The 25,004-nt window shown below is 39.5% G+C and carries 24 protein-coding genes; 5 read left to right on the forward strand and 19 right to left on the reverse strand.

The genetic code is table 11. From position 1 onward, the window contains the following. Positions 1-478: 478 nt before the first annotated feature. From KO529_RS12415 to KO529_RS12465, 11 genes are all read right to left on the reverse strand, one after another. Positions 479-1,084, reverse strand: coding sequence for a nucleotidyltransferase family protein (locus KO529_RS12415; protein WP_215948200.1), 606 nt, complete (start codon positions 1,082-1,084; stop codon positions 479-481). Further along, entirely contained in the window at positions 1,084-2,094 is a 1,011-nt protein-coding gene (locus KO529_RS12420; RefSeq protein WP_215948201.1) for an XdhC family protein, read from the reverse strand. Before KO529_RS12420 ends, KO529_RS12415 begins: the two co-directional genes overlap by 1 nt. A 2-nt stretch (positions 2,095-2,096) precedes the next feature. Then, positions 2,097-3,296, reverse strand: coding sequence for a molybdopterin molybdotransferase MoeA (locus KO529_RS12425; RefSeq protein ID WP_215948202.1), 1,200 nt, complete (start codon positions 3,294-3,296; stop codon positions 2,097-2,099). A 31-nt stretch (positions 3,297-3,327) separates the two neighbouring features. Next, entirely contained in the window at positions 3,328-4,194 is an 867-nt protein-coding gene (locus KO529_RS12430; protein ID WP_215948203.1) for a polysaccharide deacetylase family protein, read from the reverse strand. A gap of 232 nt (positions 4,195-4,426) precedes the next feature. Then, positions 4,427-5,503: a HesA/MoeB/ThiF family protein gene (locus KO529_RS12435; protein WP_215948204.1), complete on the reverse strand. Its 1,077-nt coding sequence runs from the start codon at positions 5,501-5,503 to the stop codon at positions 4,427-4,429. Positions 5,504-5,552: 49 nt separating this feature from the next. Continuing rightward, the gene (locus tag KO529_RS12440; protein WP_215948205.1) at positions 5,553-6,146 is read right to left on the reverse strand and encodes an NTP transferase domain-containing protein; all 594 of its coding nucleotides are present in this window, start codon (positions 6,144-6,146) and stop codon (positions 5,553-5,555) included. A gap of 67 nt (positions 6,147-6,213) precedes the next feature. Beyond that, the gene (moaA, locus tag KO529_RS12445) at positions 6,214-7,197 is read right to left on the reverse strand and encodes a GTP 3',8-cyclase MoaA (protein ID WP_215948206.1); all 984 of its coding nucleotides are present in this window, start codon (positions 7,195-7,197) and stop codon (positions 6,214-6,216) included. A 19-nt stretch (positions 7,198-7,216) separates the two neighbouring features. Then, on the reverse strand, positions 7,217-7,471 hold the full coding sequence (locus KO529_RS12450) for a MoaD/ThiS family protein (protein WP_215948207.1): 255 nt from the start codon (positions 7,469-7,471) through the stop codon (positions 7,217-7,219). Between the two features lie 2 nt (positions 7,472-7,473). Continuing rightward, positions 7,474-9,702, reverse strand: a complete 2,229-nt coding sequence (locus KO529_RS12455; RefSeq protein WP_215948208.1) for a xanthine dehydrogenase family protein molybdopterin-binding subunit — start codon at positions 9,700-9,702, stop codon at positions 7,474-7,476. A gap of 93 nt (positions 9,703-9,795) precedes the next feature. Next, the gene (locus KO529_RS12460; RefSeq protein ID WP_215948209.1) at positions 9,796-10,257 is read right to left on the reverse strand and encodes a (2Fe-2S)-binding protein; all 462 of its coding nucleotides are present in this window, start codon (positions 10,255-10,257) and stop codon (positions 9,796-9,798) included. A 175-nt stretch (positions 10,258-10,432) separates the two neighbouring features. Further along, positions 10,433-11,143 carry a galactosamine-6-phosphate isomerase gene (locus KO529_RS12465; protein ID WP_215948210.1) on the reverse strand — a complete coding sequence of 237 codons (711 nt, stop codon included), beginning with the start codon at positions 11,141-11,143 and terminating at the stop codon, positions 10,433-10,435. Between the two features lie 345 nt (positions 11,144-11,488). Between KO529_RS12465 and KO529_RS12470 the strand changes: the two genes are divergently transcribed. Further along, entirely contained in the window at positions 11,489-12,580 is a 1,092-nt protein-coding gene (locus KO529_RS12470) for a vWA domain-containing protein (RefSeq protein ID WP_215948211.1), read from the forward strand. A 156-nt stretch (positions 12,581-12,736) separates the two neighbouring features. Then, positions 12,737-13,564: an OmpA/MotB family protein gene (locus tag KO529_RS12475; protein ID WP_215948212.1), complete on the forward strand. Its 828-nt coding sequence runs from the start codon at positions 12,737-12,739 to the stop codon at positions 13,562-13,564. A 102-nt stretch (positions 13,565-13,666) separates the two neighbouring features. Here KO529_RS12475 and KO529_RS12480 read toward each other — a convergent pair whose 3' ends face one another. Then, the gene (locus tag KO529_RS12480; RefSeq protein ID WP_252734388.1) at positions 13,667-15,481 is read right to left on the reverse strand and encodes an alkaline phosphatase; all 1,815 of its coding nucleotides are present in this window, start codon (positions 15,479-15,481) and stop codon (positions 13,667-13,669) included. Between the two features lie 354 nt (positions 15,482-15,835). On the opposite strand from KO529_RS12480, the gene KO529_RS12485 reads away from it, so the two are divergent. Further along, positions 15,836-16,003, forward strand: coding sequence for a hypothetical protein (locus KO529_RS12485; protein WP_215948213.1), 168 nt, complete (start codon positions 15,836-15,838; stop codon positions 16,001-16,003). 2 nt (positions 16,004-16,005) lie between these two features. On the opposite strand, the gene KO529_RS12490 is transcribed toward KO529_RS12485, so the two are convergent. The 4 genes from KO529_RS12490 to KO529_RS12505 are packed head-to-tail and all read right to left on the reverse strand — an operon-like array spanning position 16,006 to position 19,518. Continuing rightward, entirely contained in the window at positions 16,006-17,475 is a 1,470-nt protein-coding gene (locus tag KO529_RS12490; RefSeq protein WP_215948214.1) for a M14 family metallopeptidase, read from the reverse strand. Between the two features lie 4 nt (positions 17,476-17,479). Next, entirely contained in the window at positions 17,480-18,139 is a 660-nt protein-coding gene (locus KO529_RS12495) for a peptidoglycan recognition protein family protein (protein ID WP_215948215.1), read from the reverse strand. 41 nt (positions 18,140-18,180) lie between these two features. Then, positions 18,181-18,642, reverse strand: coding sequence for a 3D domain-containing protein (locus tag KO529_RS12500; RefSeq protein WP_354667778.1), 462 nt, complete (start codon positions 18,640-18,642; stop codon positions 18,181-18,183). A 60-nt stretch (positions 18,643-18,702) separates the two neighbouring features. After that, a complete protein-coding gene (locus KO529_RS12505) occupies positions 18,703-19,518 on the reverse strand; it encodes an FRG domain-containing protein (RefSeq protein WP_215948216.1) in 816 nt (271 codons plus the stop codon). Between the two features lie 529 nt (positions 19,519-20,047). Between KO529_RS12505 and KO529_RS12510 the strand changes: the two genes are divergently transcribed. Beyond that, positions 20,048-21,838 carry a carboxypeptidase-like regulatory domain-containing protein gene (locus KO529_RS12510; RefSeq protein ID WP_215948217.1) on the forward strand — a complete coding sequence of 597 codons (1,791 nt, stop codon included), beginning with the start codon at positions 20,048-20,050 and terminating at the stop codon, positions 21,836-21,838. Positions 21,839-21,880: 42 nt separating this feature from the next. Here KO529_RS12510 and KO529_RS12515 read toward each other — a convergent pair whose 3' ends face one another. After that, positions 21,881-22,747, reverse strand: a complete 867-nt coding sequence (locus tag KO529_RS12515) for a carboxypeptidase-like regulatory domain-containing protein (RefSeq protein ID WP_215948218.1) — start codon at positions 22,745-22,747, stop codon at positions 21,881-21,883. Between the two features lie 24 nt (positions 22,748-22,771). Between KO529_RS12515 and KO529_RS12520 the strand changes: the two genes are divergently transcribed. Then, positions 22,772-22,909: a hypothetical protein gene (locus KO529_RS12520; RefSeq protein WP_215948219.1), complete on the forward strand. Its 138-nt coding sequence runs from the start codon at positions 22,772-22,774 to the stop codon at positions 22,907-22,909. Positions 22,910-23,256: 347 nt separating this feature from the next. Here KO529_RS12520 and KO529_RS12525 read toward each other — a convergent pair whose 3' ends face one another. Continuing rightward, the gene (locus KO529_RS12525) at positions 23,257-23,874 is read right to left on the reverse strand and encodes a DEAD/DEAH box helicase (RefSeq protein ID WP_215948220.1); all 618 of its coding nucleotides are present in this window, start codon (positions 23,872-23,874) and stop codon (positions 23,257-23,259) included. Positions 23,875-24,128: 254 nt separating this feature from the next. Then, positions 24,129-24,974, reverse strand: a complete 846-nt coding sequence (locus tag KO529_RS12530; RefSeq protein WP_247095482.1) for a 1,4-dihydroxy-2-naphthoyl-CoA synthase — start codon at positions 24,972-24,974, stop codon at positions 24,129-24,131. Positions 24,975-25,004: the final 30 nt, after the last annotated feature.

Consider the following 25,004-nt stretch of genomic DNA (forward strand, 5'->3'; position numbering starts at 1 on the left):
GTTTGGCCTTAGCGTTACAACTGTTGTTTTATTAGTGAAACTCAATTTTGAGAAGTCAGTAAGACGCACTTAAAATTGCAAGTTGAACTAATCCCGCATTTTTCGGCGGGATCTAGGTTCAATACCTCAACCCTAGGGTCGATTCCTATTATTGGGTTCAGGGCTTGCCTTGAGGTTTAATACCTTTTATTTTTTGAATTATGTTTGAATTCCCTTTTTAGCGATCTGGGGGAAGGATCGTTTATATATGTCATTGAGCGCAAGGCTGCCGCTAGGCAGGCGTAGCGTGGCAATCTGTTTGTTAATGGAGAGATTATCTCTTTGCGGCTGCCCACTCTTTAAGAGGGAGATTGCTTCTTCGCCCTAGCTCATCGCAATGACGTTTAGGGTTTTTGGATTAAATAACTTTGAACATTGAATCTAGAAACTGCCAACTGTTCACTGTAGATACAAGTGATCACAGACTACTTATCGCTGACTACTTATTACTCTTTTTCACCCGCTCGTATTCTTCCAAAGTATCTATATCTACTTCTTTTCCATTAGGGGATAGGGAAAGGACATCATTTATATGGGTTTTGATAATTTCCTTAGCTCCATAATCGGAATTCAATGCCAGTAGGGCCTCAAAATGGATTTTTCCAAAAATAGCGGGCACTCCTACCCTATTGTTGTATTTGGTAGCTACAATGCTGTGTTTGGTCTTGGAGAAATTATGGATCAACACATTTAAATACAGATCATCTATCAAGGGTTGGTCGGTCAGCATTACTAAAATACCATCATAGTCCGGGTCCTGCCCTAGAAGATGCTTGGTTCCACAGGCAATGGAATTTCCTAATCCCATTTTCCAATCGGGGTTATAAATTGTTTCACAGCCTTTAAAGTCGGTTGCCTGTATTATTTCCTCCCTATAGGCCCCTAAAACGGTCAGTATGGTATTGGCATTGGAATCTTGGGTATTTCTAAGGGCATTGCCGATTAAGGTAGTATTTCCCCAGGGTAACAATTGTTTTATGGCCTTCATTCGGGAAGAAGTGCCGGCCGCCATGATCAAAATCGCTATTTTTAATTTTTTAGGCATCAATCGTGAATCCCGGTTTCTTTATTTTTTAAGAGCATTGGTTCCTTTTCCCTAATGACCGATAAAATTTCGGCAACAATAGATATGGCTATTTCCTGAGGGGTCTCGGCGCCAATGTTGAGTCCGGCCGGTCCGTGGATTCCGTCCAGGAATTCGTACGAAATATCAGGGCTTAGTTCCATTAGTTCGTTAAAAAGTTTTTCCCTTCTTCTATATGGCCCTAAAAGCCCTAAGTATATTGGTTTTGAATCCTTTAAGGTCAACAAATACTTTAAGTCTTTGGAATAGCTGTGGTTCATTAGAATAATGGCGGTATGCCCATCCACTTCGGCCAATGGAAAGCTCTCTGGTAATATCCCCAGAAGTTCATGGGCTCCTTCAAAATCCAGAATATTCTTTTCTTCGGAGGGGTCGGCTACGATGGTAACTTCCCATCCGGCCATGGCGGCAAAGTTACATAACTGTACCGTATCATGCTCAGCGCCAATAATAAATAGTTTAAAACAGGGTTTCATGTTTTGCTCAAAAATCTCAAGCTTGTCTTGTCCATGGAATCCGGGCAACAGTGGCAATTGCTCCTGTCCAAATACGACGGTTGAGCCGTAATTGGCATTGGGGCCCTCTTTTTTTTCAAAAAAGGATCGTATTCTAAAATGCTGTCTTGATGTTATGGTTTGTTCAAAGGTTTCCAAAAAAAGCTTGTCCGGTCTAAAGGTCTCCAATAAAATATAAAGAATTCCCTCGCAGCCTAGCCGATATCGACCGTCATAGGTCATTACCTTGGATATTTCATCTGCAAAAACGGACTGTGCCTGTCTTACTACTTCCTTTTCAACACATCCGCCACTTACCGCCCCTATCATATGTCCGTCTTCCAAGATCAACATTCTTACCCCTGGTCTTCTGTAGGAAGAACCGTCCAGTGCCACTACAGTGGCCAGAACACATTTTAGGCCCTTTGAAGTGGCCGACTGATATTCGCGTATAATTTTTTTTAGTTCGTGTGTCATAATTATAATAAATCTCTAGTAGGGACAAAAGGTACCAACTCCCCTATTTCATACGCATCAATTTTGGGTTCTAAAACTATAAATCCATCCGTATTCACCAAACTGCACAGGTCCCCAGACCCATTCTCTTTTACCAGGGAGGCCACTAAATGCCCTCGGTTAAAGCTTAGTTTAACTCTTAACAGCAAAGTTAAATCGCCCTTCACCTCAACAGCCTCTTTTAGGATAACATCAATTTTTGGTTGTGGAAGGCCCAAGGAAAGTCTTAACCAATCCTTAAAATAGACATTATAATTAGCAAAGGTGGATACCGGGTTACCGGGAAAGGAAAAAACCACTGTGTTGGTATCTCTTTGAATTCCGAACCAAAATGGTTTTCCTGGACGTTGGAAAACCCCGTGAAATATTTTTTCTACACCCAATTCTTCCAATACTTGGGGAAGAAAGTCGAACTTGCCTTTGGATACCCCACCGCTTAAAAGTACTGCGTTATGCTCCTTTAAAGTATTTTGAAGAGCGTTTTTAATACTGGCTTTTTCATCTGGTAAATGGAGCTTGGTCGGGACAATACCTTCTTCCGACAATGCTGCGTAAAGGGTATGGATGTTGGATTTGCGTATTTGATGGGGCAAGGGGATTTCTTCTACCTCTACCAATTCGTTCCCTGTGGATACGATTGCTACTTTGGGCAGTGTGCGTACCTTAATGGAGGCTTTTCCCACGGCAGCCAATACCCCTATTTCTGCGGCCGATATGGTGCTGTGTTTTTCCAAAACCAGATCTCCCTTTTTCTGATCACTTCCATTGAGGTGAATGTCCTGTCCCCTGTTTGGGGTTTTGGTAAGGGTGGCCGATCCGTTTTCAATAATTAAATGTTCGTACATCACCACAGTATCCGCGTTTCCCGGAACTACGGCCCCTGTCATTATTTCTAGACAATTGGAAGTGTTTTCCAGAAGTTGGGAGGGCATCCCTGCGGCCAATACCCCTTCTATTTTAAACGAGGTATTCCCTTTTTCAACAGCATCGTAGTTTATGGCTATTCCGTCTTTGGTAGCCCTGTTAAATGGAGGGAAATTTCTATCGGCCACAATATCTTCGGCAAGTACTCTGCCCATAGCCGTTTCCAAGGGAACCTGTTCATGGCCAAAGTCCTGATAAAGGTCCAATACTTTTTTATAAGCGTCTTTAAAGGAAATCATGGAACACAAGTTACAATTAATAGGAGATTTGTTAAAGGGTTATCTTTTGTATTTCTCTCCAGGTTATGGGTTTAATGTTCCTTTCTTTGAGCAGGGCAGCTGTATTGGGGTCCGTGAAAAAGTCAAAATCCATTTGTCGCCATTGGGAACCAAAATTGGGATGGTCCACACACACTTGCTTCATTTCCATATTGTCAAAGGCAGGATGTATTAAAATCACATTTAATCCTGCTTTTAGATTTTTTAATAATTGTGTATACAATTCATGTAAACCTATACTCTCCATGGCTCCAAAATTGCCTATATGTACATTATGTACAACGCTATCCGAATCTAGTAGTGAGGCAAGATTCCCGACACCTTCCAGCAACTCTTCACTTAAGAAAATGGGCAGTTTATATTCCTTGCCTAATTCCCTATATACGTCCAGCAATTCTTTGGTCAGCCCTAAGGTGTACATATGGGAATCCAAGTGGGTAGGTGTAATTCCAGCTGCCAATGCCCTATCAATTTGTGCTTTCAGTTCTTTTTTAACCTCCTCTGGCTTCGCCAATTTTTTTACTTGCTCCCTTTTGGCATAGAAAAAACCTTGCTTATCCACCAAGCTTGGCACCTCGGAATAAGGCAGAACGGGGCCAAATTTATACTGTTTCCATTCGCAGGTCAATGTTAAATGAATTCCGCAGTCGTACTGCGGGTGATTTTTGGCGAAATTGGCCATATCCAAAAACCATGGACAGGGCACCATTATGCTATAGGAGTTTACAATCCCTTTTTTCAAAGCTTCAATGGTGGCTGCGTTTTCTGAGCATGATAGACCGGCGTCATCGGCATGAATCATCAAAAGGGTGTCATCTTTGCTGTACCCCAATCGCTCTAGATCGTATTGGTTGGCCATATCGTTATGTTGTTTTAATCAGTTTTAATCTAAAAATTGCATTAAGGCTTTGCAATTAGCCTGTTTGGGTAGACGGGGTTCTAGTATAATTTTACCTCTCCTTTGGAGAGGTCGGAACTGCTTTTTTCCGCTGTTCCGGGTGAGGTAAAATAAAACCCCAATCGCTCTAGGTCGTAATACTTGGCCATATAATTCTAATTTGTAGGCTGTTGAGGCCCAAATAATACTAGTGCTATTTATGAAGCGATAGAAACTTATCAACTCCTCCTATGATATTGTAAAGTTCAATTTTGCTATTTAACTCTTCCAATATTCTTACTGCCATTTCACTTCTTTTTCCGGATTGGCAAAGTAGATAAATTGGTCTTTGAAAGTCCAATTCCTTTGTTCTGCCCTTTAATTCGTCCAAGGGAATATTTACAGCTTTAACTTGCGGTAAGGAAAAGTTTTCAAATTCCACTACAGTCCTTACATCGATTATCTGAAGAGCTATGCCCGCGTTTAACTTTTCCTCAATTTCCTCTACCCTTATGCCAATAGTTGCTTCACAAGGTTCTGCTCCATAGGATTTTTGAAGTTTTTTCAATAATAAATTTTCTGGTTGAAGACTAAATGTAATGGTTTGATAAGATTGATTTAATCCGTTGAATAACAGAAGTTTACCATTTATTGCTTCACCAATACCAGTAACTATTTTTACGGCCTCCAATGCCTGAAGATTTCCTATGATACCGGGAATTACCCCCAATACCCCATTCTCGTTGCAATTTGGTATCTCTTCTTGCGTAGGCATTTTTGGAAATAAACATCTATAGGTAGGACCGCCTTGATAATTAAAGACACTTAGTTGGCCTTCGAAGCCCTGAATGGCGCCCGAAACAAATGGTTTTTTTAGGATTACGCAGGCATCATTTATTAAATAGCGCGTTGGGAAATTGTCAGAGCCATCTACTATAACATCAAATTGAGAAATAATTTCCAAGGCATTGTGTCTAGTGAGAAAAGTATCAAAAGTTCTGATTTGTGTGTCGGAATTCTGAGAACTTAATCGCTCCAGCACAACCTCAATTTTAGATCTTCCCAAATCCTTTTCCGTATACAGCACTTGTCGTTGCAGGTTGGTGATTTCAATAACATCCTGCTCAACTACACCTATAGTACCAACCCCCATGGCATTCAAATACTGTAAAACAGGAATGCCCAATCCGCCGGCACCAACCACTAAAATACTGGCACCTTTTAGTTTTTGTTGTGCTTCTGGACCAAAATCCTTTAAAATGGTCTGTCTCTGGTATCTATTGGTGTTCATAAACAAATAGCAATCCAATTTTTATAATTTCCGTAGCCTGCGTCTTTCCCTAATTGTGAGCTAATTTTAGCAATACCTTTTCATAGTCTTCCTTAAAGTTGGCATTCCATAATACTTCTTCGTTCTCTGGAAATACCAATTTAATATCTTCATTGATCAAAAATTTACGCGGACAGGTACCGGGCCCGTTTTCTAAATAATCCAATGATTTTTGTAGACCAGAAGGTTCCCAAATGGCACATAACGGTTCTGGTAAGCCACTTTCCCTGGTAGCAAAGGCAGTGGCCAATTTGTCCGGATTCCTTAAGTAGATCAGTTGTTCAAGGGCCTCCTGATCCATTAGCGGCAGATCGCAGGCCAATACCAACCATGCTACGTTAGGATTAAAATTGTGGGCGCTTAGTAGACCGTTGTAGGGACCTTTAAATTTGTTCTGATCAATAATTAGATTGTGATTCGCCGAGAATTCCGTTGCCTGTTCCTCGCGTATACTCATATAGGTATTTTCGCATACCGTTTGCAGGAGTTGATATAGATATTCGCGTTGTGCTACGCCATGGTATTCTATCAATCCCTTGTCGGTTCCCATTCTGGTACTTTTTCCACCGGTAAGTACTAGACCATATATTTTAGTGGAGCTCATTATTCGTAGTTATTATTTTAATTTCCGCTATAAGAACATGTTTGTCCCTGTTAGTGGATATGTGGAATTATCCTCCTATGGAGGTCATTGAATTTTCAAAGATTCCATCATATTTTTCCTGTTCCTCAAAACCAGTTTTGGATCGGCTGCCAATGGCCTTAAGGATATGCTCTTTAATTTGGAATTCCACATTGTCTCCTCTCATTACTTCCCTTAAATTCATTCTAGGTTTGCCGTACAGGCAGGTTATTACATCGCCCGTGGCCGATATTCTTAGTCGATTACAACTCCCACAGAAAGTTCTGGTAAAGGAAGGGATAAGTCCAAAAGTACCTTTATGGCCTTTGATTTTATAATTTATGGAGGTCGATGTCTTGGGCGATTCCAGCTTTGTTATTTCCGGATATTCCGATTGAATGTGGCCCAGTATTTTTTTATAATCCCAAGTTATGGTATTGAAGGACTTGGAGCCACCGTTGAATGGCATTTCTTCCAAAAATCGTACAGAAACCGGATAGTGTTTCATGACCTCTAGAATGGGTATTATGTCTTGGGTATTTTGATTTTCGAGGGCAATAAAGTTGATGCGGACGTTGAAACCTTCCGTTATCAATTTCACCAAATTATTATATACAGTATCATATTGATTACGTCTCGTGATGCGTTCAAAGGTGTTTTTGTCAATGGCATCCAAGCTAACATTGATGTTTTTGATGCCCAAGGTTTTTAATTCTTGAATATAGGGGCCTATCAAGGTGGCATTGGTAGTAATGGAAATATCGTTCAAACCTTTTAAAGACGAAAGTTTGAGCAATAATACCATTAGGTCCTTTCTAACAAAAGGTTCCCCACCGGTAATCCTTATTTTGTCTATCCCCTGCCCTACCATAATTTCGCTCAATTTACAGAGTTCCTCAATGGTAAAAAGGGAGTCTTTTTCAGCAAAATTTATCCCTTCCGAGGGCATACAATAGTTGCAACGCAGGTTACAGCGATCGGTAACCGCCAACCGCAGATAATTTATTTTCCTATTGTGATTGTCTATCAGCATTAATCCTCTTGTTTTTTACTTATCCCCCGCTTACTGGTGGAATTAGTGCAATTTCATCAAAATTATCGATTATGGTATCATCATTTGCATAAGAATTGTTTACCGCAACGGCCAAAGATGATAATTTTTTGAGTTCAGGGTACATTTTGCCCAAGTACTCCTTAAGCTCTTTAACGGTCTTGGATTTTTTCGATCCAAATTCGCTGGAGCTGGGCATGGACAATGTTGAGCTACCTATAATGTCCTTTGTAACACCAAAAAGTAGTATCGTCATATTTATCCAATTATAGGTTTAGTCGGGACTTGCATTAGTTCCGGGAATTTGGAAAACGGCTGTTGGGTAAATCTATTTCCCGTAGCGGCTTTTAAGGCATTTGCCACAGCTGCTCCTGCCGGAGGCAATGTGGGTTCGCCCAATCCCGTTGGTGCCAGGTCATTTTGAATAAGATGGGATTCTACCACTGGAATTTCCCCCATCCGGATCAATCTGTATTTATCATAGTTCTGCGATTGGGGCTGACCATCCAGAAAAGTAAGATCACCGTACATGGCATGGCCTACTCCATCTATAACGCCACCTTCTATTTGGTTTATGGCGCCCAAAGGATTTACAACTATACCACAATCTACCACGCAGGTAACTTTTTTTACGATAGGCATTCCGTTTTCAATTTCCACATCGGCGACTTCAGCTACATGCGAATTATGGCAATAATAAGCGGCAAAACCTTGGAAAACTCCATCTTCTTTTTTGCCCCAACCTGATTTGTCCACAGCTACTTTTATAACATTCTGCATGCGCTCAGGGGAGTATTGTATACGCTCGTCCGTAGTACCTTTTACTTTTTCCAATAAATCCAAACGTAACTTAATGCGATCCACTTCCATGGTCTCCGCCAGTTCATCAAAGAAACTTTGTTCGGCAAAAGCCAAGAAATTGGTATAAGGTGCCCTCCACGCCCCAGTGGTAATATTACTTTGATAATTGGCGACATCTATCTGGTAATTCTCTATGGCCCCGGCAGGGAAGAAATTAGGTATTAATCCATACATGTTTCCACCTATAGCTGCCTCCTTTAAATGGTAGGCCGTCACCTGGCCATCCTTTATGGCCGCTTTAATTCTATATTTTATAGCTGGACGATAGGTACCCGCAGTCATGTCATCTTCACGGGAAAACACCAACTTGACCGGTTTTTTTATGGCATCGGCAATTTCCGCAACTTCGTATACAAAATCCCCGTACAATCGCCTTCCAAATCCTCCACCCATACGGGTCATTTCCAAATGAACGTCCTTTACATCCCTGCCCAACATACCAGCTACAGCAGTGGCAGCAAATTCGGGTGTCTGTACAGGTCCAACCAAATGTATCTTTTCATCGGTAATATTGGCGAAAAAATTCATAGGTTCCATACAGTTATGTGGCAGGAAGGGCGATTCATAGGTGCGCTCCAATATTTTATCGGCCTTGGCAAAGGCTTTTTTGATATCCCCATCCTTTCTTAGGGTCTTAAATTCCTTTCCATCCAAAAGACCCAGTAATTGCTTATCCTGAAATTCCGTACTTTCCATATTGGTATTATCTACCCAAGTAGCGGATATGGCTTCTTTTGCTTTCATGGCCTCCCAAGTAGTTTTGGCTATGACCACCACCTTATCACTTTTGCCCATAGCTACTGTCCAGTTGCCTACCCCTTCTTTTGAGAGTTCCTTGGCCTTCTCCCCTATTCTAATTACATCCAAAACACCGGGCATAGCCTTGGCTTTGGCATCGTCATAGGAGTCCAATACTTTACCAAAGGCAGGAGGTCGCAAGACACTGGCATATACCATACCCTCTACTTTATAGTCCAAACCGAAAAGTGGTTTTCCGGTAATTATTTTGTCAATATCCACATTGGGTGCGTCGGTCCCGATAACTTTAAAATCCTTGGGTTCCTTAAGTATTACGTTTTCCGGAACCTCCAAGGCTGCGGCTTCCCTAACCACATCGCCATAACCCAAAGTTTCCCCTTTGGCATTGGTGATTACCCCTTCCGAGGTAGTGCATTCCGATGGATCTACACCCCATTTGGCGGCAGCGGCATTAACCAGCATTTGTCTGGCCGTAGCCCCAGTTTGTCGCAAAGGCTCCCATCCTAGTCGGATAGACTGACTTCCTCCGGCAAGCTGGCGGGTATAATTCTCGGTGTCCAAAATTCCCTGTTGCACATATACATTGTTCCAAGCTACGTCCAATTCTTCTGCAATCAACATGGGCATGGCCGTTTTAACACCCTGCCCTATTTCAGGATTGGGTGAAAAAATGGTTACTGCACCATTATCGGCAATTTTTATAAAGGCATTGAAATCATTAAAATTTAATTTGGAAATATCTACTGGGGGTTGCACCTTAGGTTTACAGGCTGTAAAAAGATTAAAGCCTATGAGGAGTCCGCCACTAGCTAGTGATGATGTTCTAATGAACGCCCGTCTGTTAAATGTTATTGATGATGTCGACATAATTTTTTTAGTTTTTTAGTCCTCAATATTCCGAGGATTTAATTTTTTGAGGTAAGTAAATAGTGTAGCCTATATTTCCCAAAAGGAATAGACCTACCCTATTTTGGTAGCGGCAATTTCCACAGCCCTATGAATTCTAGTGTAGGAAGCACATCTGCATATGTTACCGTGCATGGCTGTTTTTATTTCTTCCGATGTTGGATCTGGATTTTTGTCCAGGAAAGCGGAGGCGGTCATTATTTGACCGGCCTGACAATAACCGCATTGGGGAACATCTACTTCTTTCCAGGCTAGTTGCACAGGGTGGTCGCCATTTTCGGAGAGTCCTTCAATGGTAGTAATATGCTGTCCGGCTACCGAAGCAACAGGCAAAGAACAACTTCTTACCGCGTTGCCGTTCAAATGAACCGTGCAGGCACCACATTGGGCGATACCACAACCATACTTTGTTCCTACCAAATCCAAATGATCACGTAGCACCCATAATAATGGGGTGTCTTCCGCAACATCTACACTTTTGGAAACTCCGTTTACATTAATATCGTATTTTGGCATAGTTGATGTTTTTAAGTTGATAAAATTAATACTCTACAAGTTACCAAATTTAAGGAAAAGATGGGTCACTTTAACAGTTTGTTAAGGAGGTACTTCCCTCCTATCAGTTCCTTTTGTTTTGGAGTCTAACCAATAAATTCTAGGAAGAAATTGGCATACATAGAATTAACTTGATCTAAAGTGAACTTCTATCCAAAAAGCAATCCACATTAGGGTGCAACCATAAAAAGGATGCAGGTAAGGAAGTTGTTATTTCCCTGCTCAACAATTTTTTTATGGCTTTTTTCTTGCTCGGTCCGGTTACCAGCAGAATAATTTTTTTTGATTTTAGAATATTGGCCATGCCCAAGGTAAGGCCATATGTGGGTTTGGTCTTCATTTTATTGGCCATGGGATGCTTTAAGGAAGACTCACTTAAATCTGCAATATGGCAATCAGGATACAGGGTTTTTGAAGGTTCGTTAAATCCTAAATGCCCATTCTTTCCCAGGCCAAGGATACAGATATCTATTGGACCGTGTTCCTGAATTTCATTTTCCATACGATAGCATTCCTTTTTTGCATCCGTTGGGCTACTGTCAAAAGACAAATAATTGCTTTTTGAAATTTGTAAAGGTTCCAAGAGTTTCTTTTGAAGATAATAATCGCTGGTATTTGGATAATCTCCATTGGTTCCTCCCCATTCATCCAGTTTTATAATTTTTATTTCCTTAAAAATCTTAGGAGCGCCTTTGTAGGATTCCGCCAATTTTTCATAAAGCCTTTCTGGCGAATTACCTGTAGCCGTACAGATCAATTGCTGTGGTTTTGCTTTTAAATTGGTCAATAGGATATCAAAAGCCATTTGGCTCATGCCTTCATAATCTGCACAGTAGTGTATATTCATAACAAGCCCAAGCATTATCTTCCGAAGGGATATGTAAAATACAAAAATTTAGCATTGGTCGTGCATAAGGGTAAAAATTTTCATTTTTTTCTTACGTTTTTTAGTGCATATAAAATGGTATGCAGCATAGGAGTACGGCAGCCTAATTTAACAAGTCTATAAATTTGTTGCGATAGCCCCCATCAATAATAAATACCATTATTAATGTATTTTAGAACGCCTCCTATGTAAGCCTCTAAAAAATGTGAATAAAGTCTTTAACAAATATTAACACCAATTTTTAATTGAATTATAATTTTAAATAGTTTTGAACGTTCTGCTAGGTGAACATTAAAAATTATGAAAATGAAATTATATACTAAGTTGGTGGCTATCTGTTTCAGTATGGCCTTATTTGTATCCTGTGGAAATGCGGATGACGATGTGGAATTCGGCGTAAATGGCGGCGGCGATCTAGGTTTAGGAAAACCGGTGGACGACTGTTTAAATTTAGGGGATGGCGAATTGGTATTGTCCATTCAGGATCAATACACCACCCTGCCAGGGAAGGTATCCATATTTTTCAAGGTGTCCGATACGGACGGTGATCCGGTCCCAGGACTAAAGGCAAGTCAGTTTACCATTTATGAGCAAGGTAGAAATGATGAGTGTTTCAGTACCATTTCTACTACGGAATCCTTTGCCAGGATTTCCCCCAATTCACAAATTTTTAATAACAACACTATTTTGGTGCTGGATTTAAGTAACAGTGTTCTGAGCAGTAGTATGGAAGAATTAAAAACGGCTTCCGCAAGTTTCGTAAACAATGTTATGCCGGAATCTGATACCGAATCCTTTAAAATGGCCATTTATTGGTTTGATGGGGAGGATAAGTTACATGTACTAAACGAATTGACCCATGTAAAACAGCAACTTTTAACTTCTATTGACGGGATTAATGCCAATATTAGTAAAGATCCTTCTACCGATCTATACGGTGCGGTGATCAAAGCTACGGACAAGGCAGAAAAGTTATTGGCAGCAAGTACTACCAATGACCGTATTGGCGCTGCTTCGGTGGTTATCTTTACCGATGGTACCGATCAGGCTTCCCGTTATACACAAACTGCAGCCTTGAAGAAGGTGGACAATGCCAATAAGAACATTGCCTTCTTCAGTATTGGGTTGGGAGCTGAAATCGATACCGATGTTTTAGGGAAAATTGGAAAGACCTTTAGCGTGTTTGCTGGGAATAAAGAGCAGTTGGAAACAACATTTAACGATATTTCCTTCAGGGTTTCGGAGCAGGCCAATAGTTTTTATCTTTTTGAATACTGTAGTCCAAAACGTGATGGAAGTGGTGAAAATAACCTTGCCATTCAAGTGAAGGAAGGGAACAGACAGGGTGCGGTACAAACTAAATTTAACGCAAAAGGGTTTACCGGAGGTTGTGAATAATCTTGGTTAAACTTCTTTAAATCATGCAATTAGAGCATCAAATTGATTTGATGCTCTTTTTTTTTGTTAAAATTTATTCAGGGCGAAACGTCTTTTTCTGCTAAATGACCGTATAACCTTACAGAAAACTATTTGTAAATTTTTAACAATAAAGAAATGAGAAAAGTAACGTTAGTTGGTTTGATGGGAATGGTAGTTTTAGCCTCCTGTGTATCTAAGAAAAAATATGTAGCCCTTGAAGGGGACTTGTCCAATACCAAAAGTATGTTGACAAAAACCCAAGTAGAGAAAGAGGAATTGGAATCCAAAGTCTCCAAAATTGAGGCAAGGGTTGCAGAATACAATGAAAAAATAAATTCCCTACAGGAAATAAATGATTCACAATATACTTCTATTGGTGATGTTGCTGTAATGAGCAACAATACAAAAGAAAAAATGAGGGCTACTTTGGCAAAAATAGACCCCAGTGAATTGGCCAAGGCCCAGACCTTGGAAGATTCCATGAACCTTGCCATTTCTTACAATTTGAAGAAATCCATTTCTGATGAGGACGATGATGTTATTGTAGATATCAACAAAACTGTTGTGATGATCAATATTTCGGATAAATTATTGTTTAATTCCGGGAGTTACAGGGTAAGTAATAAAGCGAACACCATATTGGCCAAATTGGCTGAAGTGATCAACTCAGAGCCTAGCATGGAAGTTATGGTTGAAGGGCATACCGATTCCAGAACCATCAGCACCGAAATGTTTCAGGATAACTGGGATCTAAGTGTTAAAAGAGCTACATCCATAGTTCGTCTTTTGCAGAACAAATACAATGTTGATCCTGCTAATCTGATCGCTGCGGGAAGAAGTAGCTATTTACCTTTGGTTGAGAACAATAGCAAGGAGAATATGGCCATAAACAGACGTACCAGAATTGTAATTATTCCAAATTTGGATAAGTTTTTTGCCCTTTTGGATGCCGAGTCATTATAGAAACACTACCATTACTATAATTATTGTTTTAACTAAAAACCCCGATGCACGCATCGGGGTTTTTTTATTCCGCGGGTTTCGGGAATTTTAGATTAGCTTATTTTATTTCCGGGATTCCTTTATGTTGAGCACCTTTAAAATCTTATGAAAAACCTCATTGTTTTCATAAACACCTTGGAACTCCTGTGAATGGGGTCCGTAGGCAAAAATAGGAACCATGGTAGCAGTATGGTCATCGGTTGTGAAGTCGCCCTCCACCATGCTCATTTCCATATTCCCCTGTGGCATGGTAAATCCGGAGGTTTCATGATCTGCTGTTATGACCACCAAAGTATTTCCTGTTTTATCAGCGAATTTTATGGCCTCCGCTATGGCTACGTCAAAATCTATCCCCTCCGTGACTATACCCGCTACTTCGTTCTTATGTCCGTACGAGTCTATTTGTGCCGCTTCCACCATTAAAAAAAATGGTTTTTTCTTGGCGCTTAAGAATTGAAGCCCATTTTTAGTGGCTTCGGCCAGTAAATTACCCCTGCCCTCCAAAAAACTGGGAACGTCATTCTCCGCAATGAACAATCCTATTTTGTCTTTCTTGCTGGCTCCCAGTTCATCAACCTCCTTTAAAATTGAAAAACTGTTCCCTTGAAAATCCGCTGTGTTAAAACTGGATTCCCCTCCCCCAACAAACAGTGAGAGCTTACTCTTCAGTAGATCTTTGGCAATACCATCAATATCGTCCCTGTCTTTTTGGTGGGCATAGAAAGAACTTGGGGTAGCTCCCACAATTTTATCGGTGGTGATACAGCCGGTCACAAATTGATGTTGATCCAGCAATTCGGTAATATTTACAAGGGGTTGCCCATTAGAGGCCATTCCAATAGACCTGTTGTAGGTTTTTGTCCCAGTGGCCAAAGCAGTGCCTGCAGCAGCCGAATCGGTTGTAAAATCGTCCGAGGACTGGGTTTTAATAAAGCCTATACTTTTCAACTGGGTCAGGGTAAGGCTACCGCCATTGGCCAAAACCGAGGAAGAAATTTGGGTGAGTCCATTGCCATCGCCAATGAGCAATATTACATTTTTAACAGCCTTTTCAGTTTGGTCGGACTTGTAGGTAGGCTTGTATACATTGGATTTGGCCTTGTTGTAATATACCCTACTCCCCAATGTTTGCAAATATACCGATGCTTTGTCCGCCATATCCGTATTTATATAGTCCACTCCAAGATCATGCAAGGCTTTCCATGCGGTCTTGGAGTCCGGGGTGGCCCAAAAACGGAAGGGTCTGTTATAGGAGTGGGCTTTGTCTATGGTCGATTTTACCCTTTGCAGATCCTCGGCAGTTAATCTTCCTTTTCCGTTCCATCTTGAAAACTTATAAAAAGGAAGGCTTATCAACGCTACTTTTTCCCAAGCATCCCCCTTTGGGATATCGTCCAAACTCTGATAGTCGAACATTGTAAACTTCGGATAATTCTTGTATTCTTCCGGCTTAGGTCTATTTCCGGATATCACCATGGTGATATTGGGATTCTGGATAATGCTGGGATATTTTTCCAAAACAGTCACTATCTTCGCCAGGGTCGCGTAGGTTTCCGATTTGATATCTATTAGAAGTTGCAATTCCTGGCCCTTCCCCAATTGTAATTCCATCACCTTTTTCAATGGTTCCAAATACAGGCTTTCAATGGTATGGCTTGGAATAATATCTACCTCGTCATGGGTGGCATATAAGGTGCCATTTTTTAGAAATACATCTACCTCAATGGAGTTTGCCCCATGTGCATAGGCATCCCAAAACGGTGCAGTTTGCAGATAATCATTATGGGAATGTATTTTAAACGAATTTGTTTTCTGTCCCAATACGATTTGAAGGGACAGTAAAAACAGCATTAAAAAAAAGCGATTGGATTTAAGCATTGAAATTGATTTATAAGACTATCGATATTAAAATTTGCGGTGTTCAAAACGGTATTGCCATTTAATTTTTTTTACAGAATTAAAATGGGCTAGACCAATTTAACCAAAACTAAGTAATTTCTTCAGTGGAAATTGTTACATAAGGTTAAATTAACCAAGAAATAATCTGTCCCATATAAGGTTTCCAGATAAAATAGGGATGTGTAGGCCTTCCAAGAAGTTAAATCGAAAAAAAATACAGCGGAAGGTAGGGTTTTTGGCTAGATAATTGTTTTACTTATAACAACCCTTATCAACCTATGTTCATAATGTATGCTAAAAACTAAATTTTGTATCACTTAAAAAAAGAATATCATGGTTGTAATCAACGACATCTTTAAGTATAGCGCTATCAGTGAGCTATCCACTGGGTTTAAGGGCCTTGCCATAACTATTTTCACCTGTATTGTAAGCATACTTTTTATAATGCTCTACTGGATACTTGCCTATGGGGATAACATGCGTATTTCTTTTGGATATTAATCCTATCGCAAGATCAATGCATTTTTAAAATTCCCTTCCCCCGACTTTAGGTCGATCAGAAATCCATTGATAACGGCATAACGTGGTTTGCCCTTATCTTCCAAAATAAAGTTAGGAATGACACCTACCCTCATTTTAAATTCCGGAACCTTATAGTCCTTTCCAATAACGTTAATAGGAAAGGATACATAATTTTCGCTCTTAGGAATGTTCTCCACCCGAACGTAGGTGAAGCCCGATCTTAGAAGATCCAAAGCCTTCAATTGTGACACTTCTTTTATAGAAGGTAGGATTTTTGGGTATACCTTTCCACCTACCATAGAGTATCCTTTTCCTTCCAAGGTTTCATAACCATAGTAGGTGGATAGGTCACCCTGGTCCACTACCCTGCTGCTGTTATAATACGTGCTATGTGAGGGGTCATCAACTTCCAATTGGTGTATGCCTACATCCAAAGTATAATTCTTGCCCAACAAGTTGTATGTGAGGTTGTTGAGTTTTAGATCGAAAAGTTTTCGATCATTTTCGGGGATTTTATCGTAGTCCGAAATTGGAATGTTTTTATAGTTGCCTTTGGCGATACTATATATGGCGGATAGAATGGAAACATAATTCAATTTTCTAATTTCCTGTTTTTCCGGATCACTTTTATAACCGCCAGATTCTATTAAAATGGCACTTGTGCCCCATTTTTGAATGTTGTCGCCAAAGGCCCTGGGCTCAAAATCGTCATTATAGCGCCCTACCTGTCCTGGGGCATATTTCTGAATTATTTGATTCATATAAACGATAACCTTCATAGCATTGGCGCGCACTTCATTGATATCCTTTTCATAATTAAAGGCCGGTGCCAAATAGGAGATGGTGGCGGGCTTATCTGTTCTTTCCGCGTTGTAATAAGTGCTCTGGTCGTGAAGATTAAAACCGAAATCCGCATCCAAACTGTCCCTTACCCTTTTTAAGGTCCTTCCCTCGGGAGATTGTAAGGAAAGCGCATCCCTATTGATATCTATTCCCAAGGTATTTCTTCTCTGATATACTTCTGCCCCATCCGGATTGAGCATAGGCAAGAAGTGCAACTTTAAATTCTTTAAAATGTTTTCCTTTTCGTTTTTGAAATCGCCACTGGTTAAAAAATTGAAAATATCAAATATAGCTTGGGTGGCCGTGGGCTCGTCCCCGTGCATTTGTGACCATAGAAAAACATCGGTAGCACCTGTTCCAATACTTATTAGGGAAAGGTTACGCCCTTCGATGGATTTACCAACAACCGTTACCTTAAACTTGGGGTTGGTAGATAATTTATTAATAAGTGGCTGAATATCAGTATGTTTTATTCTTCTTTTATCCAGAGTAGCCTCTTTGTATTTTCCGTAGGTCGAGTACAAGTTGGAAGTAAAATCCTTTTCCTGCCCAAAGCCCGAAAATACCATTAGTAAACAAATGATAAGGGTTAATTTATGTGATGTCATATTGTTATTTTGTAACTGGTGTAGGTTTAAAATTAAGTTTTTTGGTAGCTCTTTTTACTCTTTTTAAAAATTTTTCACCGGGGTCGGTCTTTACGGTCCTATAACCCTGATCTTTCTCCAGCCACAATTCGTGATCTTCAAAAAGGGTATATTCATAGTGACCTATCAAGTAATCTATATCGTATTTGGATTTTAAATATTTTACCAACCATTTATTGGATCTTAATTGTGCCCTGGTGAGTTTGGTATCCCCGGTTCCTCCAACATTTTCAATACCAATGGCGCAATGGTTTAGACCTATTACGTGTCTGGCCATAGTGGTTTCCGGCATTAACCTATAAATTGTACCGTCTTGATCTACAAGAAATTGGGAAGATACATTTAAACCACTGGCCGAGCTAATCTCAGGCCTCCAATCTGGCAAAGAAGGCAACTCAAAGGCTTGGTACGATTTTTCAAGGGTAGGGATTACGGTCCAGTGCAATACCACCATCTTGGGCACTATAAGGGGTTCGTCTTGGATAAGGCCGTAATGTTCCGACATATATTTCAATGTGAGATCTTTTCGCTCTTCGTCAAAAATAATGGGTTTGTCAATTATTTCACGTTGTATGGAGCATGAAATGGTCATAAAAAGGGAACCCAAAAGAACTATCTTCTTCATTGTTTTTTTAGCATATAAACTTAGGAGATAAAGATACAATATCATTTTGTTTCCGTGGAATCCCTTTTTACTCTATAGTGGATAGTTATTTTTTTACGTCCCCATTTCAAAGCTTTCTCCTTGTCCTCCCCCATATAGATGTCGATCCTATTTTTCCATTTGGAATGCATTTTATCCTTCACCAGATAAATACTGGTATCCCCTTTAATTTTTACTTGGGTATTGTAATCCAATCCCAAGGGAATCAGGTCTTTGGACACGGCAATTATTTTCATACCCGGTTGTAAGGAATCGCCCCAGGCGGTAATTCCCGGATGGATTTTGGAGGTTTGTGAGGGAAAGGAATTATATGCGGTGGCCGTTACCCTAAGTCTTTTCCAGATATAACCGTCATCCACAACTTTTTCCTTGCAGGTAACCAAAGTAAAAAGAATTCCAGGCAAAACTGACCATAGTATTAGTTGCCTGCCCTTAGCACTCAATTTGCTTATAAAATTATTCACTTCAATTTTTTAGTTTAATAAACCCATAATATAGAGGGTTTGGTACTAAGTAGTTAAAAATTACTTGATTTTGTTTTTATCGCTATACCATCTTTTTAGCCATTTGGAAATTCCCTCCAAGCCGGGATAAATTATTCTTTCATTAATGTTTGCCTGATCTAACTTATCCCTTATTTCCCACTTTAATCCTGATGGAATAATGACCTTTTTTAAATATTTGGGATGGTTTTTAAGCCATTCCAATGGACTGGAATCTGGATCTAGCATGAACGAAAAAAGTGCAAATTGGTTAATTATACGATCATCAAGGGAAGGTGGCTCGAAAAATATCATTGTATTGGCGTTCCGACTTGAAAAATCATATAGTTCCTCTATGGAATTACCTATGGTTTGTTTAAGCTCCATTGAACTAAAATAGAAAATATCCTTGCTTAAAATGGGGGTTTTGAGCTCATCCGGTAGATGCTCTCTTAACGCTACATAATTTACCATCCAGATGGCTCCATCCAAATGATAAGTGCCCATATCCTCTGTTAAAAAATGTAATGCAACATTTGGAGAGTGGGTCCAGTCAATTAGCCTTGTTGGAAGTCCGTGGTGTTGTCCCAAGGAGATCCAGTTCCAAAGGTTGTTGTAATCATCGATCAAGGTGTTGATAGGCGAGTACTTCTTAAAGTTTCTGATCATAGTACCTTCAACTTTAGAAGGTATTCTTCCCAATCTTTGCAGACTGGTCTCTAATCCAAATTGGGCATTATAGACGCCTCTGTAGGCATACGGAGAACGAAACCTATCGATCTTATCGTCTTTTTCATTGAATAAATATGCTTGTAGTTCCAGCCAACTCTTAGGTTCAAATAATTCGAAATCTTCCATATATCTGAATAATTTAAGTGCGGATCCAAGCTGGTCCTATTAATACCATATACCTGTAAACCAACTAAATGGTTGGCACTAGCCTTTTATGGGGCCGATGCATACTTTATTCCTGTATTTTCTTTTTGAAACACAATATTCACTTATATACATTTCATTCCCAAATTAGAAACTTGAGAGGAATAAATTTAACCCTTTATTTAGGAATAAGTGGAATCTTTGATAATCACTTTCAAAACTTAGATATTATCGGTCCATTAAAGTAGACGATTTACCGTTTGAGTGGCAATTATTAGGTTGAAACCATCCGGTACTTTCATGGAATCTATAATTTTATCTCATAGCAGTGTGGTCGTTTTATACTATTAATTTATTTCGAATAAGGTAATTAGAGTTACATTCATCATAACAAAAATTAGTGCAAATTCCTTTTAAAAAAGGAGAAGTAAGAAACCTCCAATCACGTAACGTATTAAAAATAAAACGATTAACTTAGGGTGAGAATTCTTTTAAGGAAGAAATAGGCGGTATGAAAAAAATCATTTTCCTTTTGATAATTATTACTGGTACAACAAGTTTGGCGCAGTCTAAAATAGAAGGCTTTATTTACGATGGGATGTCCGATGATCCACTACCCTATTGTACTATAAGGATTTACGGCACTAAGGCACATTCTACTATAACAAATGAGGATGGAAAGTTTGCAGTAGATAGTATTTTCTCTAAAGATTCTATAGAAGTAAGGCACTTAGGGTTTAAAACGATAAAAACAGTAGTATCCTATTTTGAGAAGGAATTCAAACTTAAATTGGAAATGGATGTTTCCGTTTTGGACGAAGTTGTGCTGACTGCCGGCAAAGACGAGGTGTACCCATATAAGCTATTGGCCAGGATAATAGAAGTGTACCGAAAGAGCACAAATACAACGGTCAGCAAGGCCTTTTTAACCATGATTTCCTCCACAAGAAATATTCCGATAGAGCATGTAGAGGGCTTCTACAACGGCGAGCAAAATTTAGCAGAGGGAATCTTGGACCTTAGGGTCAAAAGTGGTCGGTTTGGCCAAAACAGATCATTCCCCTTCTATAGTCTGGACAATACCAAAATTTTGAGTGACTTTCAACTTTTTGGGGCCTCCAAACAAATATTGCCCGATTATCCAGGGAATTTGAGCTTTAATGCGATTGAAAGAATATACGATGTAAAAATTGATGATTGCATCAGCTGTAGCAAGGAGGAAGTATCCATTTCGTTTTCCCCCAAAGTAGCAAATGGTAGATTGTTTAATGGTAAAATGTTAGTAGACCCTGAATTGTTGATGATCAAAAAAATAGAACTTTTGGCTGTTGATCCTATAACAAATGCATTGGCTTCCATCAACCCAGATGTGGTGCTGACCCCAAAGGAAATTCAGCTCGCCATTGTTTTTAACCCTATTGATCCTGAAAAGATCCAGTATGTGGAACTTAACTTTCAGATGGGTTACAGATCCAATTATGTTTCGGAAATCATTGATTCCCGCACTTTTTTATATTTCTTTGATTATGACACATTTTTTGAAGATCCCTATTTTACAAAGACAATCCCTTTTAACAATGATTATGACAAAATGATTGCCTTGCAGGCATCCGATGATTTTTGGGAGACCAACTACCAATTTCCCAAAAGTATCAATGAAAATAAGTCGATGGACTTCATGAAAAAAAATGGATTCCTGATTAATTTTAATAATTACATCCCATTGGATGATCTAAAATTTACAAGACCTACGGTGCTTTCATGGTTGCAAGGTCGTAGGCTTAATTGGGGACATTTACATAGTTTAACTACCGAAGAATATGAGAGCGACACAATGGGTTATAATCGAGGATTAAGGGAGTTAACTGGCAAAGCCTACGATACACCGTTTCAACATCTGCAAACTAAGACTTTCCGAAATGACAAAGACAATATCAATATCTGTTATATGGTGGATAGTTATAAAGGTGAAAATGGGATTACAAAAATAGTGAGCCGAACTCTGTTGGATATAGATTCCTCTCAATTCAGCTATGAGCGTACAAAAAATAAGCTGGTCTATTTCAATATCATTTTTGATATTTATGAGGTTTATAGACAATTGGCCGCTTCCCGGATTACGGAGAATACGACCTTTGATAAGGCAAAATTAATTTATGATGAAATGTACAAGGGAGCTTCAACAGAAGTGAAAAAAATGGAAAAGGAAACACGTAATGGTAGTGACTATGAAGGTTTGGTTAAATGGAACAACCGGATAAAAACAAAATTAAATATTGACAATTTTGCTTCGTTAAAATAAGCACTTACTAATTTATGAGGAAATCTTCCAAAAAGCTTCCATTTAATCAGGTGGTATTGGCACATTCCTACTTTGGTCTATAAACAATTCATTTAGACTGTCCCTTAAAGCGGAATTATCATACTTTTTATCAAGTTCACTGTAGTCCACTTGGGTAGTGGCCTTGGTATTGATTACAATAACCCCTCCAACTCCCATTGGCCCATATCTCGAAATCGCAGCATTACGCTCCAGAATTGCAATACGGTCTATATCATGTGATGATAGATACGTAGGTGCGGTTTCATGGATGAATCCGTCCACATCAAAAATGGCCTTCGGAGGTGCCCTGACGGAATCATACATGGAATAAGCTATTCTACGCAAATAAACCCTTACCTCAGGCACTCGCACAACCCTCATACTAGGGCTATAGGTTAACAAAGAAGTTAAAAAATCAGGTCCTGTTGCCACCAAATCCTTACCGCTGATAACCTGAAAAGATGATGAAGAACGGTCTTTGTTTAAAACACCTCTTGAGGTCTTTACCAGATTTGTGTTTTCGGGGAATTCGGCCAAAATGTCTTTTTGGGTTTTTCGTTTCCTTTTCTTTAAGGTTACTTCATCCAACTCAGTTGCCATTGGTGATAAGACAATTTTCAGTATCTCTTCAGTTTGGGTAACAACAAGTTCATAACTACCATATCCTAGGGAAGAGAATATTAAGACTTCATTGGCTTGTGCATTTAGGGAGAACCATCCTCCTTCATCTGTTTGTGTTCCACGTTGAGTACCTTTTAGCAAAATATTTACATTTGGAATGGGAGTTTCCCATACATCGGTCACCCTTCCCGAAATTGTATTTTCAGAAGTTTGGGAGTGAAATGGTAATACAAACAATAAAACTAAAAACGTCAACCAATTTTTCATACTTGTTTGATAAATCAACCTGTTATGATGAAATCCAATCGGGAAATAGCGAGTATTAAAGATAGTAAAAAGTGTTTGCTTGTAATTATAAAACCTTTGGTAAAGTTGAATTATTTGGCGGATTTTCAATACGGTCATTATGGCTACAAGGATTTGGAATGAGGCCCAATCCATGTATTTAGGAATCTATTACCAGCTAAAATTTGATTTATTGGTATCCATTTAAAGCAGTAGAACCCTGTTTTTTGAAGTCGGTAATTTTTCAAAATATCACAATTTGCCCCTTTCACCACATAAATGACCTATTTCCCAACATTAATTTCTTACAACTGTACAAGCATTATACTTTAGCAGTGTAATAAAAAACGAATTAATAATTTTTTCATTTTCATATAGTGTTCTCGTAAAAGAGCTTTGTCCCAAAGGATAAGGCTCTTTTTAGTTACAGGCCTTTTTGGATTGCTATTAAATATGGAACAATTGTTGTACTAATACATTGTTACATTGGATCACTCCCCTACTTCAACTATCTGTGCATTGGCCATAAACAATTCCTGCATCCGCTCCATGCGGTGATCGAACTTTGTGGAAAAAATGGCATACTGACACCTGTCCAAGCTCTCAGGGATTCGGATAACATCGGAAAAAGGGCTGGCTTTGGACAAGAATTCAGCGTCGTCCACAATAAATAACTTTAGTTTCCCTAGATTGATACCGTTGAGGTAAAAGATCTTGCTCAATCTTTTTGGTGTGGCAATAACAATATCCACTCCCTCGAAAATTTCATTTCTCTGGGCTTCTATATTGTGTTCTTCATAAACTGGGTAAATGCGCAGATCCATTCTTCTTGTAAAGCGTTCAAATTCACTTTGAAGGGCCAATGCCGCTTCTTTGTCCTTAACGAAGATCAAGGCTCTTGGAGCCTCTTCAAAGGCAGCACAATTTAATTTTTGAAGCGTACTAATTATAATGGAGGTAGTTTTACCGGCACCTTCAGGGGCTATACCAAAAACACTTGACCCCCCTTTTATTTTTGAAAGGATTGCCTTTTGAAATGGAAGCGGATCTTTTATTCCTTGTACTTCCAACACTTCTCTTAACTGTTCCTGTATTTTTTTAAATGCCATATTTTTGTATTAACTATTCCAATTTTAATTCTCTGTAATTGGTACATAACAAGTTTTCCTAGCCTAACCACAACTTTTGATCACTTCACAACAATAGTTTTCCCAATAAGGCCTTCTACCCTACTTTAGCAGTGTAATAAAAACGAAGTAATAATTTTTTCATTTTCATATAGTGTTCTCGTAAAAGAGCCTTGATCCAAAAGACAAGGCTCTTTTTAGTTTCTAAGGTTTTGGAAACTATAAAGTATAAATAGTTAAGGAATCCAATTGTTCTTGCCAAAATTTGGTTTTCGCTTTTCTAAAAAGGCATTCCTTCCTTCCTTTGCTTCCTCCGTCATATAGGCCAATCTTGTTGCTTCACCCGCAAATACCTGTTGTCCTACCATACCGTCGTCCGTAAGGTTCATGGCGAACTTTAGCATCTTAATGGAGGTTGGCGATTTTTCAAGTATTTCCTGGGCCCAATCATAAGCTGTATCTTCCAGTTCCTCATGGGGAATAACTGCATTTACCATTCCCATTTCCAGTGCATCCTGGGCAGAATAATTCCTGCCGAGGAAAAATATCTCCCTCGCCTTTTTTTGTCCCACCATCTTGGCCAGGTAGGCAGACCCGTATCCACCATCAAAACTGGTTACGTCGGCATCCGTTTGTTTAAAGATGGCGTGTTCCTTACTGGCCAAGGTTAGATCGCAGACCACATGCAAACTATGGCCTCCCCCAACGGCCCATCCGGGTACCACTGCAATCACCACTTTTGGCATAAACCTGATTAGGCGCTGTACTTCCAAAATATTTAAGCGGTGCATTCCGTCTTCCCCTACATAGCCCTTATGCCCTCTGGCCTTTTGATCGCCACCACTGCAAAAGGAATATACTCCATCCTTCGTAGACGGACCTTCGGCAGAAAGTAAAACCACTCCTATGCTGGTATCCTCCTGGGCGTCATAAAACGCCTGGTATAGTTCACTTGTGGTCTTGGGCCTAAAGGCATTTCTAACGTTGGGCCTGTTAAAGGCAATTCTAGCAACGCCACCACATTTCTTGTAGGTGATATCCTCAAATTCCTTAGCTACTTTCCAATCAATTTTTTTCTGCATTTCAAAAATGGTTTAACAGTTATCAAAGAT

Origin of the sequence: Arenibacter algicola, from assembly GCF_018860365.1 — a bacterium.
Taxonomy (GTDB): domain Bacteria; phylum Bacteroidota; class Bacteroidia; order Flavobacteriales; family Flavobacteriaceae; genus Arenibacter; species Arenibacter algicola_B.